Raw genomic sequence first — 15,985 nt, forward strand, 5'->3', positions numbered from 1 at the left:
CTGCTCGCGAATGCGCCCTTACCTTCAACTTTGGCAGTGACTGACCTCCCGCTTTCGCGAGCAGGCTCGCTCCCACAGGGGAGATATATTCCGACAGTCATACCGCGACCTCGTCACCTTCGGCTTTGGCTTTGCCAAAGCGCCTTCCGAGGCGGTCGAAGTACAGGTAAATCACCGGCGTGGTGAACAGCGTCAACACCTGGCTCACCAGCAAACCGCCGACCATCACCAGACCCAACGGCTGACGCAATTCAGCACCAGACCCCGTGGCCAGCATCAGCGGCACTGCGCCGAACAACGCCGCCAGCGTGGTCATCAGAATCGGCCTGAAGCGCAGCAGCGCCGCTTGATAGATCGCCTCTGCCGGGGCCATGCCCTGGGTGCGTTCGGCGTCGAGGGCGAAGTCGATCATCATGATCGCGTTCTTCTTGACGATACCGATCAACAGAATGATGCCGATGATCGCGATCATGCCCAGGTCGTTGCCGCTGAGCAGCAACGCCAGCAAGGCACCGACTGCGGCGGACGGCAAGGTCGAAAGAATGGTGATCGGGTGGATGTAGCTCTCGTAGAGCACGCCGAGGACGATGTACATGGTCACCACCGCCGCCAGAATCAGCAGCAAGGTGCTCGACAGCGAAGCCTGGAACGCCTGCGCCGCGCCCTGGAACTGAGTCTGCACGCCGACCGGCATGCCGATGTCCTGCTGCACCTGCTCGATGATGTCCACGGCATGCCCCAACGCCACGCCCGGCGCGAGGTTGAACGACATCATCACCGCCGGGAACTGGCCGATGTGAGTGATCGCCAATTGCGCCTGACGCTCTTCAACATGCGCCAGACTCGACAGGCGTACCTGCGCGCCGTCGGTGGTCTTGACGTGAATCTGATCCAGCGCCTGCGGGCCGATCTTCTCCCCGGCCTGGGCTTGCAGCACCACGCGATACTGGCTGGCCTGAGTATAAATGGTCGAAATCTGCCGCTGGCCGAACGCGTCGTACAGCGCATCGGTGATGTTCGCCACCGACACTCCCAAGCGCGATGCGGCGTCACGGTCAATCACCAGATAGACCTGCAAGCCTTTGTCCTGCAGATCACTGGCCACGTCGGTCAACTCCGGACGCTGCGCCAGGGCTTCGACCAGACGGCCACTCCACTGGCTGAGCAATTCCGAGTCCGGCGAGGACATGCTGAACTGGTACTGGGTGCGGCTGACCCGATCCTCGATGGTCAGGTCCTGCACCGGCTGCATGAACAGCCGAATGCCGACCAGTTTGTCCAGTTGCGGTTGCAGGCGGGAAATCACCTCGCTGGCGGTCAGATCGCGCTCGCCGTGGGGCTTGAGGTTGATCAGCAAGCGGCCGCTGTTGAGCGTGGCGTTGTCGCCGTCGACGCCAATGTAGGACGACAGGCTCTGCACCGCCGGATCTTCGAGAATGATCTTCGCCAGTTGCTGCTGCCGATCTCCCATCGCCGCGAAGGAGATCGACTGCGGCGCTTCGGAAATACCCTGAATCACGCCGGTGTCCTGCACCGGAAAGAAACCCTTCGGCACGATCACGTACAGGAACACGGTCAACGCCAGTGTGCCGATGGCGACCAGCAAGGTCAGCGGCTGATGCTTGAGCACCCAGCGCAGCATCCGCCCGTATTCGTTGATCATCCAGTCGATGAACGCACCGCTGGCGCGGTAGAAACGGCCTTGCTCGTGCTCTTGCGGTTCACGCTTGAGCAGGCGCGCGCACATCATCGGCGTCAGGGTCAGCGACACCACCAGGGAAATCAGGATCGCCACCGCCAGGGTGATGGCGAATTCACGGAACAGGCGCCCCACCACGTCGGCCATGAACAGCAGCGGAATCAGGACGGCGATCAGCGACAGGGTCAGGGAAATCAGGGTGAAGCCGATCTGTTTCGCGCCCTTGAGCGCGGCCTGCATCGGGCTGTCACCCTCTTCGATGAAGCGCGAAATGTTCTCGAGCATGACGATGGCGTCGTCGACCACGAAACCGGTGGCAATGGTCAGCGCCATCAGCGTCAGGTTGTTCACCGAGAACCCGGCGAGGTACATCACGCCAAAGGTGCCGATCAGCGACAGCGGCACGGCTACGGACGGAATGATCGTCGCACTGGCGCGACGCAGAAACAGGAACGTGACCATGACCACCAGTGCGATGGCGATCAGCAATTCGTGTTGCACGTCGGTGACCGAGGCACGGATGGTCTGGGTGCGATCCGTCAGCACCGTGACGTCGAGGCCGGCCGGCAGGTTGTCGGTGATGCTCGGCAGCAAGGCCTTGATGCGGTCGACCACTTCGATAACGTTGGCGCCCGGCTGACGCTGGATGTTCAGCAGCACCGCCTGATTCTGGTTGGCCCACGCGGCCAGACGTTCGTTCTCGGCGCCATCGACGATTTCCGCGACGTCCTTGAGCCGCAACGGCGCGCCGTTCTTGTAGGTCAGGATCAGATTCGCGTAGTCCTCGGGCGAGGTCAGTTGGTCGTTGGCATCGAGCATCGACACCCGGGTCGGGCCATCGAAGTTGCCTTTCGGCTGGTTGACGTTGGAGGCGCCGATCAGCGTGCGCACGTCCGACAAATTGAGGCTGTTGGCCGCGAGCGCTTCGGGGTTGACCTTGATTCGTACCGCCTGACGCTGGCCACCAGCGATGCTGACCATGCCGACGCCGCTGATCTGGGCGATCTTCTGCGCCATGCGCGTATCGACCAAGTCATTGAGCTTGGGCAACAGCATGGTTTTCGAAGTGATGGCCAGGGTCAGCACCGGGGTGTCCGCCGGGTTGACCTTGTTGTACACCGGCGGCGCCGGCAGGTCGGTGGGCAGCAGGTTGGTCGCGGCGTTGATCGCGGCCTGCACCTGCTGTTCGGCGACGTCCATGTTGATGTCGAGGCTGAAACGCAGGGTCAGCACCGAAGCGCCGCCGGAGCTGGTCGAGGCCATTTGCGTCAGGCCCGGCATCTGCCCGAACTGGCGTTCAAGCGGCGCGGTGACGGCGCTGGTCATTACGTCCGGACTGGCGCCGGGGTACAGGGTCATGACGCGGATGGTCGGGTAATCGACCTGCGGCAGGGCCGAAACCGGCAGCAGGCGATAAGCGATCAGGCCGGCCAATACAATGGCCAGCATGCTCAGGGTGGTGGCTACCGGACGGAGGATGAACAGCCGCGAAATGTTCATGCGCCCTTCTTGGCCTTGTCAGCGGTGGTCGCATCGGGATTGGCGGCGGATTTACCTTGCAGGTGCTCGGTCGGCGAGGTCGGCACTTCGCTGCTGTCATTGACCACTTCAACTTCGCTGCCCTCCTTCAGGCGATCGGTGCCTTCAAGCACAACGCGATCACCCGCGGCGAGGCCTTCGGTGACCACGGTGTTGTCACCGTCGCTGGCACCGATTTTCAGTTGGCGAATGGTGACTTTCTTGTCGCCGTCCAGCGCATACACAAAGGTGCCATTGGTGCCGAACTGGATCGCAGCCGACGGCGCCAGCACTACACCTTTGAGCGTATCGGCCAGCAAGTGAACGTTGACGAACTGGTTGGGGAACAGCGACTGGTCGCGGTTATCGTAACGGGCCTTGAATTTCAGAGTGCCGGTAGCGACGTCGATCTGGTTGTCGAGGCTTTGCAGCACGCCGGTGGCTTGCAGCTTGGTGTCGCCGCGATCCCACGCTTCGGCAGGCAACTTGGCGCCGCTGCGGTAACGGGCGAGCACGGTGTCGAGGCTGTTCTCCGGCAAGGTGAAGGCCACGCTGATCGGTTGCGTCTGGGTGATCACCGCGAGGAACGTGGTGTCGTTGGCGGCGACGAGGTTGCCGACGTCGACCTGACGCAGACCGACGCGACCGGCAATCGGCGCGCGAATCTTGGTGAATTCGAGATTGAGCTTGGCATCGTTGACCGCTGCCTGATTGGTCTTGACCGTGCCCAAGTATTGGCCGACCAGCGCTTCGGCGGTGTCGAGGGTCTGTTTGGCGATGCTGTCTTCTTTATACAGCCCACGATAACGCTCGACGTCGACCTGGGCGTTTTTCAGTTGCGCCTGATTCTGCAGCAGCGTGCCTTCGGCCTGGAGCAAAGCATTCTGGTAAGGACGCGGATCGATCTCGGCCAACAGGTCGCCCGCCTTGACCATCTGCCCTTCTTCGAAATGAATCTTTATCAGTTCGCCGCCCACGCGGCTGCGAACATTGATGGTGTTCAGCGCGGTGACCGTGCCCAGCGCCTTGTAATACAGCGGGAAGTCGCCCTTCACCGCCGGCGCCACACGCACCGGAATCGGCCCGGTACCGCCGCCGAAGCCCGGCCGCATCATTCCCGAGCGCCCGGTATGCCCAGCGGCCGCTTTGTCGCCGCCCGCCTTGTCAGCAGAGCCGGCGGGCCAGAATTTCCAGCACAGGACAGCGATGACCAACAGGACCAGCAGGCTGATCAGCCAGCGACGGGATTTGCGGGGGGACGATTGCATGGAGTTATTGACCATTGGGCGCGTGGGCTTCTATTACGGGAGGCTGAACGATAAGCACTGAGTGGATTTAAGCAAAGCAGCTTTACCGGCAATTTACCTTCCACTTACGTTTCAAGGTGTGAGGCAAAACCCTGATACACAAATGAAAACGGCCTGGACAGGGCCAGGCCGTTAACAATTGTAAAAGCCTTACTTGAGAACGGACAGTGCCGCTTCGTAGTTAGGCTCCTCAGCGATTTCCTTGACCAGTTCGCTGTGCAGGACGGTGTCGTTTTCGTCCAGCACCACAACGGCGCGAGCGGTCAGGCCTTTCAGCGGGCCGTCAGCGATGGCCACGCCGTAGTTTTCGATGAACTCGCTGCCGCGCAGGGTCGACAGGTTCTGTACGTTTTCCAGACCTTCGGCGCCGCAGAAGCGCGCCTGGGCGAACGGCAGGTCAGCGGAGATGCACAGCACCACGGTATTGCTGATGTCGTTGGCCTGGGCGTTGAACTTGCGCACGGAGGTGGCGCAGGTCGGGGTGTCGACGCTTGGGAAAATGTTCAGGACTTTGCGCTTGCCGGCGAAGTCTTGCAGGGTGACGTCGGACAGATTGCCGGCTACCAGGGAAAAGGCTGGCGCCTTGGAACCGGCTTGTGGCAACTGGCCGTTGACTTGAACCGGATTGCCTTTGAGGGTGACTTGAGCCATGACTTGAGTCCTTCTGTTTTTTGATTGGAAAGCATGCAAGAGGCGGAAGTTAACCACGAAATCGGCTGACGACCTATGCCCCGTTGGAAATTGTTGGGTGCTCCACGGCGAGATTGTATACAACCCCCCTGTGCGAGCGAGCCTGCTCGCGAAATCAGGTATCGATATCAGAAACGTGTGTCAACTGGACTACCGCTTTCGCGAGCAGGCTCGCTCCCACAGAAGTTTGCAGTGCCGCCCCAACCACCTTCGATTCGGCCCGGCTCCGACCATTAGAGGTGTGATGTGTGCACCCCGCCGCCCGCACCAACGAATTAATTCCTTCGACTGGCTAACCCCCGATTAGCTGCTAGTTTCAGAAGGACGTGTCCTACAGGCTTGATAAGCAAAGGGATAACGCAGTAGCGGCGCGACAGTGCTCAGTTGTCCGGAAAAACACCATGGAATCGGGAATGATCTGCAGTCGAGCCGGGAATAGAGGATTTCTGCCGGGGCCGGGTGGCGCGGCGTTCGCCATGCTCAAGCCACGGAGCGGGCGTCTCCTCGTCTTGCTGTGCCTGGGCGTCAGTCCATCGCTGTTCGCCGCGGAAGGTGGCGTCGGCCGGCCGATCACGGGCCAGCAAGTGTTCGCCAATGCTGGCATCGTGCCGCCGGAGCCGGGCTGGGTAATGTCGTTGACCAGCATCTGGTACGACGGCTCGCTCAAGGGCAGCGACGGCGCACCGATTTCCGGCGCGATCAGTGGCGGGATCGACGTGAAAGTGTCCTACACCATGGCCAACTTCACCCATGTCTGGAACACCGGCAAGGGCCGCTGGAATTTCGCCTCGGCAATGGGCCTGCCGGTGCAATACACCGACATCAAGGCGAGCATCACCGGCCCGCGCGGGCGCACTTTGGGTGACAGCGATTCCGGCACGCAGTTTGCCGATGCGCTGATCACCCCGCTCGCCGCCGGTTATCACTTCGACGAACTCAATCATCTCTCGCTGTCGCTACCGATCTACGTGCCGACCGGCGCCTATAACAAGGATCGCCTGGCCAACCCCGGACAGAATAACTACACATTCATGCCAACCGTGGCCTTTACCCATCTCGACGGCAAGGGCGGCGAGTTCACCTTGTCCAGCGGGCTGGAGTTCTACACCGAGAACGACGCTACGGATTATCGCAACGGCAACATCTTCACTCTCGACGCCCTCTGGACTCACGGCTTGGGCAATGGCTGGAACGCCGGACTTGCCGCCGGCTACGTGCAGCAGTTGACCGACGACAAAGGCCAGACCGCCGATGTCTTCAATGGCTATCGCGGCCGTTCGGTCGGCGCCGGCCCGGTGGTTGGCTGGGCCGGAAAATTCGCCGATGCCCAGGCCAATATCAGCGCGCGCTGGGTGCCAGAGTTCGACACCAAAAACCGCCCCGAAGGCAATGGCTTCAGCGTCAATCTGACCCTGGCGTTTTTCTAGACCCGGACACAAAGGACTGCCCATGACAGCGCTTACCGACCTCAACGCCCTGCAAGCCAGCATCGCCGAAGCGGTGCTCGGCCAGGATCAAGTCATCCGGCAGATTCTGCTCGGGCTGTTGGCCAATGGTCATTTGCTCTTGGAGAGTCTGCCCGGGCTGGCCAAGACACGCACGGTCAAGGCACTGGCCAAACACCTCGATGCCAAGATGAGCCGCATCCAGTTCACCCCCGACCTGTTGCCCTCGGACATCACTGGCGCCGAGGTGCTGCACCAGGTCGAGGGCAAAAACGAGATCCGATTCCAGCCCGGCCCGCTGTTCGGCAATCTGATCCTCGCCGACGAAATCAACCGCGCCCCGGCCAAGGTCCAGGCGGCGCTGCTCGAAGCCATGGAGGAGCGCCAGATCACCGTCGCCGGCAACAGCCATGCGCTACCGGAGCTGTTCATCGTGGTGGCGACGCAGAACCCGATCGAGCAGGAAGGCACCTACCCACTGCCGGAAGCGCAGATGGACCGTTTTCTGATGAAGGTGCTGCTCGATTACCCCAGCGCCGAAAACGAAAGCCAGGTGCTGCGCCTGCTGCGCAACGAAGAGTTTGCCCAAGGTGCGAGCACCACGCCGGTGAAGAATTTCACTTTGCCGCAAGAGGTGATTTTTGCTGCGCGCAAGGAAGTCAGCGCGGTGCACGTTTCACCGGCCATCGACACTTACCTGATTGACCTGATCAACGCCACCCGCCACCCCGCCGACTACGACGAAGACCTCGCACGCTGGATCGCCATTGGTGCCAGTCCCCGTGGCGGCATTGGCCTGGACCGCTGCGCCCGAGCCGATGCGTGGCTGCAGGGGCAGGATTTCGTTTCGCCGGACAACGTCCGCGCGGTGGTCCATCCGGTGTTGCGCCATCGTTTGCAGCTGAGTTACGACGCCGTAGCCGATGGCGTCAGCGCCGATCAGGTGCTCGACCGGATTCTCGACAAAGTGGCGATTCCCGCATGAAGGACGAAGGTCTGGTCTACGTCTCTCTCGCGCAATTGATGGCGCTGGAGTTCAAGGCCCGTGACCTGAGTTTTCTTGCGCGGCAGCCGCAGGGCAGCATACTCGCCGGCAACCACGCCTCGCGGCTGCGCGGTCGCGGGCTGAATTTCGACGAGTTGCGCCGCTATCAACCGGGCGATGACCTGCGCCACCTCGACTGGCGCGCTTCGTTGCGTACCGGCAAACCGGTGGTGCGCACTTTCACCGAAGAACGCGACCGCCCGGCCCTGATCGTGGTCGACCAGCGCATGTCGATGTTCTTCGGCTCGCAGCGCAGCTTCAAATCGGCAGTCGCCGCCGAACTCGCCGCGCTGGCGGCGTGGATGGTTTTTCACGCCGGGGATCGGGTCGGCGGTCTGGTCTTCAACGACCTGCGTATCGACAGCATCGCGCCGTTGCGCAGTCGCAAGCGTGTCGAAGCGCTGCTCAGCCGCGTAGTGCAGCAAAACCGCGCGCTGAACGCCGGTAATCCCGACGCCGAAGATGAGGACCAACTGGACAAAGCCTTGCAGCGCTGCCTCGGTGTGGCCGGGCACGACCACTTGATCTGCATCGTCAGCGACTTTGCCGGTGCCGGTGAACGCACCTTGCAATTGATGCGGCAGCTGTCGGCGCACAACGATGTGATTGCCTTGCAGGTCTATGATCCGCTGGCGCTGAAACTGCCGAACAACGGTCGCCTCCTGGTCACCCAGGGCGAGTTGCAGGTCGAACTGGCGATCGAGAACCGTAACGTGCATCAGCCGCTGGGGGATTTTCTCAGCGGGCGGCTCAAGGACGTCGCCACCCTGCTGCGCCGCAGTCAGGTGCCGCTGATGATGATCAGCACCGCCGAGGACGCCCATGGGCAACTGCGCGCCGAACTGGGCAAAAGCGCCGGGGGCGCGCGATGAACCCGAATATCCCCAGCATCGATCAGCTCAAGGAGCTGGCCCTGCCCGCGCCCGTCAGTTATGCGCCGCAAACCTGGGGCTGGTGGCTGTTGCTGGCGGTGCTGATATTCGCCGCGCTGTTGCTCGGCCTGCGCAGATACTGGCAATGGCGCCGCGACCGCTATCGCCGTGAAGCCCTTGCCCGACTGGCACAGTTGCGCAGCCGCAGTGACGACCTCAACGCCCTGCGCGAATTGCCTGAGCTGCTCAAACGCACGGCCCTCTCCATGCCCACTCGATCGCGGCGCTGGAATGCATTCCCTGTGGGAGCGAGCCTGCTCGCGAAGACGTCAGCGCATGCAATACCTCGATCCACTGACACGGCGCTTTCGCCAGCAGGCTCGCTCCCACAAGGGCCGGCGGCGCTTGGCAGAGATGACTGGCAGGAATTTCTACAACGGCATTGCAAAAACAGAATGCCCGCCGACTTCAGCACTCAACTCGCCCAACTCGCCTACGCGCCGGACCCCGTATTGCGCGCCCTCCCCGCAGCGCAACGGCAAATGCTCTTCGACAGCTGCCAATACTGGGTGGAGCATCACCATGTGGCAGCTTGATTACCCCTGGTTGTTACTCCTGCTGCCGCTGCCCTGGCTGGCTTACCGTTTTTTGCCCGCCTACAACGAAGCCCGCAGTGCCGTGCGCGTACCGTTTTTCGGCGCGATGAGCCGCGCGGTCGGCGAAGCGCCAGGCACCGCGGGCAGTCGGCGCAATCGCTGGCAACTGCTGCTCAATGTGCTGGTGTGGGCGCTGATCCTGCTGGCCGTGTCGCGCCCGGTGTACGTCGAAAAGCCGATCGAACGCCAGCAACCGGTGCGCGACCTGATGCTCGCCATCGACCTTTCGCAGTCGATGGAAACCGAGGATTTCACTAACGCCCAAGGCGAAAAAATCAATCGCCTGGCGGCGGTCAAAGGCGTGGTGCAAGGCTTCATCGACAAACGCAAGGACGACCGCATCGGCCTGATCGTATTTGGCAGCGGTGCCTACCCACAGGCCCCGCTGACCCTCGATCACGCCAGCCTGTCGTTGTTGCTGGCCGATACCGGGATCGGCATGGCCGGCCCCAACACAGCGATCGGCGATGCGATCGGGCTCAGCCTGAAATTGCTCGACAAGGCCCATGAGCAGGAAAAAGTCCTGATTCTGCTGACCGATGGCAACGACACCAGCAGCGCGATCACCCCGGATCACGCCGCCAAAATGGCGGCCAACAAAGGCGTGGTCATTCATACCATCGGCATCGGCGACCCCGACGCTTCCGGCGAAGCGAAGGTCAATCTGCAAGGCCTCGAACAGATCGCCAATACCACCGGCGGCCGCTTCTTCCGCGCCGAAGACCGCGCGGCGCTGGATCAGGTCTACACCACCCTCGACCAGCTCACTCCGCATCAGGTAAAAACACTCAGCCATCAGCCGCAACGGGAATTGTTCTACTGGCCGCTGGGCGCAGCATTGCTGCTGTTGGCGCTGTATCAGCTCGGCGCCCTTTTACGCCCGAACCTGACGGTTGCGCGGCAGCGGCAGGAGGCCTGAAATGGAGATCAACCTCAGCGATTTCCACTTTCTGCGCCCGCTGTGGCTGTTGCTTGCGCTGTTCGGCGCAATGCTGCCACTGATCTGGCGTCGCAGCCGCGACCTGCAAAAACGCCTGCGCGGCAATATCGCCGAACACTTGCTGCCGCACTTGTTGATCACCCCGCAGGATCACCAGCGCTGGCGCCCGGTGCACCTGCTCTGTGCGCTGCTGATCCTCGGCGCAATCGCCGCGGCCGGGCCGACGTGGGAACAGGATCGCCCGGACTTTCTCGAGAACCGCGCACCACTGATCGTTGCCGTCGACCTTTCGCCGTCGATGGACGCCAACGATGTGCAGCCGACGCGGCTGGAGGCGGTCAAGCACAAGCTGCATGAGCTGCTTCAACGTCGCGCTGCTGCGCGGACCGCACTGATCGCCTATGCCGGCAGCGCGCATCTGGTGTTGCCACCGACCGACGATCCGGCGCTGCTCGACAGTTTCATCCAGGCCCTGGGCACGGGCTTGATCGACAAACCCGGCAAAAACGTCGCCGCCGTGATCGATCAAGCGAAACGCTTGCTCAGCGCCGAGAACACCCCGGGCAGTCTGCTGCTGATGACTGATGGGGCCGATACCACGCAACTCGATGATCTGCAAAAACACCTCGACGGCAGTGCCTTGCAGGTTCTGGTTCTGGCGGTGGGCAGCGAAGACGCGGGCGTCATCACTACCGCCAGCGGCCAGCCGAAAATCGACAGCAGCGGACGACCGGTGCTCGGCAGTTTCGATCAGGCGGCCCTCAAGCGATTGGCCTCGGCCGTCGACGCGCCGCTCGGCAGCCTGACCCTCAATAACGATGACCTGGAGTGGATCGAGTTGCACGCCCGCCAACACTTCCAGAGCGCCAGCGCCGAACAGCGCGAATTGCACTGGAAGGACGCCGGATACTGGCTCTGCTGGCCGTTGCTGTTACTGGCGCTGTTCAGCGTACGCAAAGGCTGGAGCGTCAACTGGATGCCGGCGCTGTTTTTGGCCGTAGGGTTGGGCTGGCCTGCGGCGCCGGCGCAGGCCAACGCCCTCACCGATGCGTTTTTCACCCGCGACCAACAAGGCCGCTGGGCGTTTGAGCATGATCGTTTGCCCGAAGCCGCGGCGCTGTTCGTCGACCCGTACTGGAAAGGCGTCGCGGCCTATCACGCTGCCGATTACGACTTGGCTATGGCGACCTTTGCCCGCCTGGATACGCCGCAGGCGTATTTCTACCTGGGCAATATTTACGTGCGCCGCTTCAAGTTCGATCAGGCGATTGCCGCCTACAGCGAGGCGTTGAAACTGCAGCCGCAATTTCCCGAAGCGAGCGCCAATCTGGCCTTGGCTCAGGCACTGCTCAAGGACACCGAAAGCGCAGAGAAAAACGCTCCGCAAACCAAACCCGATGAAGTCAAATTCGACAAGGCACCCGGTAAAGGTCAGAGCAAAAAAGTCGAGACCCAGCAGGCGGCGTCCGACGCGCTGTGGCTGGAGAACCTGACCACCTCGCCGGCGAAGTTTCTAAGGCAGAAATTCAGCTTGCAGGATCAGCAGGGAGATCGGCCATGAACCTCCGGCACCTGAGCGCCGCCATCGCTGGCAAGCCAGCTCCCACAGGGAATTTCTGTGTAGTTGCAAACTTTTTGAAGATTGCTGTGATTTTTGGGAGCTGGCTTGCCAGCGATGGCGGCAGAACAATCAGCGCGAAACTCAGCGCACTGCTGCTGACCAGCCTGCTCTCTCTGAATGTTTTTGCCGCCCCAGCGCAACTGAAAGTCCAGGCTCACCTCAACCCCAGCGAAGGCGCGATGGTCGGCGGTCTGGTCGAACTGCAACTCGACGTGCTCACCGATACCTGGTTCACCAGCGCCGCCGCCCTGCCCGATCTGCAACTCGACGGTGCGCTGGTGATGCCGCCGAACGGCCAGGCGCAGCATCTGAACCAGACCATCGATGGCCAATCGTTCAATGGCTTGCGCTATAGCTATCTGATCACGCCCAACGTCGCGCGCAGTTTCGATATCCCGGCGCTGACCGTACGCGCCAGACTGGGCCAGGCCACTGAAGAAATCAGCGCACAAAGCCAGCCGCTGAGTTTCAGCGCCGCCCAGCCGCCCGGCTTCGCGCCCGGGGAGACGCCTCTGGTCGCCAGTGGGTTGCGCTTGAAACAGATCGTTACCAATTCGGCCACGCCACTGAAAGTCGGCGACAGCATCACCCGTGAGCTCACCCTGCAAGCCGATGGCGCGCTGGCGATGGCCCTGCCGATTCCGACTTTCAGTGATGTCGCCGGCTTGAGCCGCTACGCGAAGACGCCACAAGTCAAAGCGCTGGATGACGGTCGCGGCAATATCCTCGGCGGCCAACGTATCGACAGCGCCAGCTATCGCATCGACAGCGCCGGCACTTTCACGCTGCCAGCCATCCGCGTGAAATGGTGGGATTCCGCTGCGAAGCAGATCCGCAGCGCTGAGGTGCCGGCCGTGAGCTTCGAGGCCGCAGCCAACAACGCCTATAAACCGGTGTTTTCGCTCGCCGAAGACCTCAGGCAACTGCAACAGAATCACTTGCACTTCTCCAGCCGCTGGCTGCTCTGGCTGGCGCTGGCGGTCGGCCTCGCCGTCGGTGTGTACTTGCTGCGGCCCGTCGCCGTTCGCGCCCATCAACGCTGGCTCGCACATAAACGGGCGAAGCAATTGGCCTGGCAGCATTCGCCCGCTTTCGCCTGGCAACAGATCGCCCCGCAACTGCAAGCCAGGCCGGCGCAACTGACCGCGCTGTACTTGTGGCTACGGCGCAGTCGTCTGGGCTTGAAACTCACGGGCGCCGGGCCACGTTTGCAGGGTTTGTTACGCGGGCTTTACGGCCGTCAGTCTGCCGTCGAGCAAACACTTGTTCAGATTCGCCAATCGTTGGCTACGCTTCAAAGTCAGGTCGCCCGCCAACAGGCGAAACCCGCACCGGCCCTGCGCCCGCTCAACCCTGTGCATGAGAAGGATTTCACATGATCAACCCGTTGCTGCGTCGCCAACGTTTCGGTCTCGCCCTGCTGTTGACACTGGTTCTGCCCCTGCTGGCACAGGCGAATGAACCGCTGCCGTCATGGAACGACGGCCCGGCCAAAAAGAGCATTATCGAGTTCGTCCAGGCCGTGACCGACCAGAGCAGCAAGGACTTCGTCAAACCGGCCGATCGCATCGCCGTGTTCGACAATGACGGCACCTTGTGGAGCGAACAACCGGCGTACTTCGAATTGCTGTTTGCCTTCGACGAGGTCAAGCGCACGGCCGCACAACACCCGGAATGGAAAACCACCCAGCCGTTCAAGGCGGTGCTGGAAAATGATCACAAGGCCCTCGCCGCGTCGGGGATGGAAGGCTTGCTGAAGATCGTCGGCGCCACTCACGGCGGCATGACCACCGAAGCGTTCGATGACTACGCGAAAACCTGGCTCAGCCAGGCACGCCACCCGAAAACCGGCAAGCCCTACACGGAAATGATCTTCCAGCCGATGCTGGAAATGCTCGACTACCTGCGCAGCCAGAACTTCAAGACCTACATCGTTTCCGGTGGCGACACCGGCTTCATGCGCGCCTTCGCCGAGAAGGTCTACGGCATCCCTCCGGAACAGGTGATCGGTACCACGTTCGTCACTTCGTACCAGTTCAAGGACGGTAAAGCGTCGATCGTGCGCACGCCGAAAGTTGCGCACAACGACGACGGGCCGGGCAAACCGGTCAGCATCGATGCGGTCATCGGTCGGCGGCCGATCCTCGCCTTTGGCAACTCCGACGGCGACCTGCAGATGCTGCAGTGGACCGCCGCCGGGCCGGGCAAGCGCCTGATGGGGCTGGTGCACCACACCGATGCCAAGCGCGAGTGGGCTTATGACCGGCAATCGAATATCGGCCGACTCGACAAGGCCCTCGACGAAGCGAATTCCCGTGGCTGGACGGTGGTGGACATGGCGTCGGAATGGCGCCGGATCTATCCGTTCGATCCGCCGGCAACCGAGCAGGTGCAATAAGAAAGCGTGATGCAGGAGAGCAATAAACGTTTGTCGCAAAAAACGACCCCCGCGCAAAGGAGCAAGTCAGATGACTCGCATACGCAAGTGGCTACCGAAACTCGCCCTGGTGGCAACCTCGGTGATGGCGCTGTCGGCAACCGCCACAGCGGCTGAAAAACCCAACATTCTCGTGATCTTCGGCGACGACATCGGCCAGACCAACATCAGTGCCTATTCCATGGGCGTGGTCGGATACAAGACGCCGAATATCGACCGTATCGCCAAAGAAGGCATGATCTTCACCGATTACTATGCCGAAAACAGTTGCACGGCCGGACGCTCGTCGTTCATTACCGGGCAGACACCGTTGCGGACCGGCTTGTCCAAGGTTGGCATGCCGGGGGTCCCGGTGGGCTTGCAGGCACGCGATGTGACCATTGCCCAAGCGCTGAAAGCCCAGGGCTATGCCACGGGCCAATTCGGCAAGAACCACTTGGGCGACAAAGACGAATACCTGCCGACCAACCATGGTTTCGACGAGTTTTTCGGTAACCTGTATCACCTCAACGCCGAAGAGGAACCGGAGCGTCCCTACTGGCCCAAGGATGATGCCGAGTTCGTCAAGGCCGCCTCGCCTCGTGGCGTGATCCACAGTTTTGCCGACGGCAAGATTGAAGACACCGGCGCGCTGACCAAGAAACGCATGGAAACCATCGACGACGAAACCACTGCCGCAGCGCAAGCGTTCATCGAGAAACAGGCCAAGGCGGACAAACCGTTCTTCGTCTGGATGAACACCACACGCATGCATGCCTTCACTCACGTGCGCGAATCCATGCAAGGCCAAAGCGGCATGGTCGGCAACGAATATGCCGATGGCATGCTCGAGCATGACGGCGACGTCGGCAAGCTGCTCAAGACACTGGATGACTTGAAGCTGACCGAGAACACCATCGTCGTCTACACCACCGACAACGGCCCGAACCAATGGTCGTGGCCCGACGCTGCAACGACGCCGTTCCGCAACGAGAAAAACTCGAACTGGGAAGGCGCCTATCGGGTCCCGGCGATGATCCGCTGGCCGGGCAAAGTCAAGGCCGGCGAAGTCTCCACGCAAATGTTCTCCGGTCTGGACTGGTTCCCGACGCTGCTGGCCGCCGTGGGCGATACCGACATCAAGGACCGCTTGCTCAAGGGCGCCGACATCGGCGGCAAGAACTTCAAAGTGCACCTGGACGGCTATAACCAGCTGGACTACCTGACGGGTAAAACCGACAAGAGCGCGCGCAAGGAGTTCTACTACTTCAACGATGACGGTGCGTTGGTCAGCATGCGTTTCAACGATTGGAAACTGGTGTTCTGTGAGCAACGCGCGCCCGGCGGACTGCAGGTGTGGAGCGAACCGTTCACCTGCCTGCGTGTGCCGAAAATGTTCAACCTGCGCATGGACCCGTACGAACGCGCCGATGTCGTGTCTGACCAGTACTATGACTGGCTGACGAAAAACGACTATCTGATTTTCGACGGTACCCGCCGCGCGGCGAAGTTCCTGCAGACCTTCGTCGACTATCCACCTAGCCAGCGTCCGGCGAGCTTCAGCATCGACCAGATCCGCGAGGACGTGGACCGCCGTATCGAAGAAAAAATGAAGAAAGCCCAGTAATAGCGCTGTACCGCCGCTCGCCTTCATCGGCGGGCGGCCCTGTTTTCAACAAGCGACCGGGTCGGTTTCGTTCGCGAGCAGGCTCGCTCCCACAAGGTTTTCTGCGATCGTTCCCACGCTCTGCGTGGTAACGCAGCCCGGGACGCTCT

The 15,985-nt window shown here is 61.6% G+C and carries 12 protein-coding genes; 9 read left to right on the forward strand and 3 right to left on the reverse strand.

Going from position 1 to position 15,985, the window contains the following annotated elements; all coding sequences use genetic code 11:
• Positions 1–97: 97 nt before the first annotated feature.
• The 3 genes from QMX86_RS18550 to tpx all read right to left on the reverse strand — a co-directional run bounded on the left by QMX86_RS18550 (position 98) and on the right by tpx (position 5,175).
• A complete protein-coding gene (locus QMX86_RS18550; protein WP_282386599.1) occupies positions 98–3,199 on the reverse strand; it encodes an MdtB/MuxB family multidrug efflux RND transporter permease subunit in 3,102 nt (1,033 codons plus the stop codon).
• Positions 3,196–4,500, reverse strand: a complete 1,305-nt coding sequence (locus QMX86_RS18555) for an MdtA/MuxA family multidrug efflux RND transporter periplasmic adaptor subunit (protein ID WP_282386598.1) — start codon at positions 4,498–4,500, stop codon at positions 3,196–3,198. Before QMX86_RS18555 ends, QMX86_RS18550 begins: the two co-directional genes overlap by 4 nt.
• Positions 4,501–4,674: 174 nt before the next feature.
• The gene (gene tpx, locus QMX86_RS18560) at positions 4,675–5,175 is read right to left on the reverse strand and encodes a thiol peroxidase (protein WP_076563099.1); all 501 of its coding nucleotides are present in this window, start codon (positions 5,173–5,175) and stop codon (positions 4,675–4,677) included.
• A gap of 515 nt (positions 5,176–5,690) precedes the next feature.
• Between tpx and QMX86_RS18565 the strand changes: the two genes are divergently transcribed.
• The 9 genes from QMX86_RS18565 to QMX86_RS18605 all read left to right on the forward strand — a co-directional run bounded on the left by QMX86_RS18565 (position 5,691) and on the right by QMX86_RS18605 (position 15,836).
• Positions 5,691–6,641, forward strand: coding sequence for a transporter (locus QMX86_RS18565; RefSeq protein ID WP_130887339.1), 951 nt, complete (start codon positions 5,691–5,693; stop codon positions 6,639–6,641).
• Between the two features lie 22 nt (positions 6,642–6,663).
• Positions 6,664–7,644, forward strand: coding sequence for a MoxR family ATPase (locus QMX86_RS18570; RefSeq protein WP_016774619.1), 981 nt, complete (start codon positions 6,664–6,666; stop codon positions 7,642–7,644).
• Positions 7,641–8,576 (forward strand): DUF58 domain-containing protein, encoded by a 936-nt coding sequence (locus tag QMX86_RS18575; RefSeq protein ID WP_282386593.1) that lies wholly within the window; start codon positions 7,641–7,643, stop codon positions 8,574–8,576. The genes QMX86_RS18570 and QMX86_RS18575 overlap by 4 nt, the downstream gene beginning before the upstream one ends.
• A complete protein-coding gene (locus tag QMX86_RS18580; RefSeq protein ID WP_110645210.1) occupies positions 8,573–9,172 on the forward strand; it encodes a DUF4381 domain-containing protein in 600 nt (199 codons plus the stop codon). The genes QMX86_RS18575 and QMX86_RS18580 overlap by 4 nt, the downstream gene beginning before the upstream one ends.
• Positions 9,159–10,151: a VWA domain-containing protein gene (locus tag QMX86_RS18585; protein WP_110645209.1), complete on the forward strand. Its 993-nt coding sequence runs from the start codon at positions 9,159–9,161 to the stop codon at positions 10,149–10,151. The genes QMX86_RS18580 and QMX86_RS18585 overlap by 14 nt, the downstream gene beginning before the upstream one ends.
• Position 10,152: 1 nt before the next feature.
• A complete protein-coding gene (locus tag QMX86_RS18590; protein ID WP_282386590.1) occupies positions 10,153–11,733 on the forward strand; it encodes a VWA domain-containing protein in 1,581 nt (526 codons plus the stop codon).
• The gene (locus QMX86_RS18595; protein ID WP_282390405.1) at positions 11,730–13,172 is read left to right on the forward strand and encodes a hypothetical protein; all 1,443 of its coding nucleotides are present in this window, start codon (positions 11,730–11,732) and stop codon (positions 13,170–13,172) included. The genes QMX86_RS18590 and QMX86_RS18595 overlap by 4 nt, the downstream gene beginning before the upstream one ends.
• Positions 13,169–14,191, forward strand: coding sequence for an HAD family hydrolase (locus QMX86_RS18600; protein ID WP_282386811.1), 1,023 nt, complete (start codon positions 13,169–13,171; stop codon positions 14,189–14,191). Before QMX86_RS18595 ends, QMX86_RS18600 begins: the two co-directional genes overlap by 4 nt.
• 70 nt (positions 14,192–14,261) lie before the next feature.
• The gene (locus QMX86_RS18605; protein WP_024012862.1) at positions 14,262–15,836 is read left to right on the forward strand and encodes an arylsulfatase; all 1,575 of its coding nucleotides are present in this window, start codon (positions 14,262–14,264) and stop codon (positions 15,834–15,836) included.
• Positions 15,837–15,985: the final 149 nt, after the last annotated feature.

The organism is Pseudomonas sp. PS01270 (genome assembly GCF_029959775.1).
Lineage (GTDB): Bacteria > Pseudomonadota > Gammaproteobacteria > Pseudomonadales > Pseudomonadaceae > Aquipseudomonas > Aquipseudomonas atacamensis.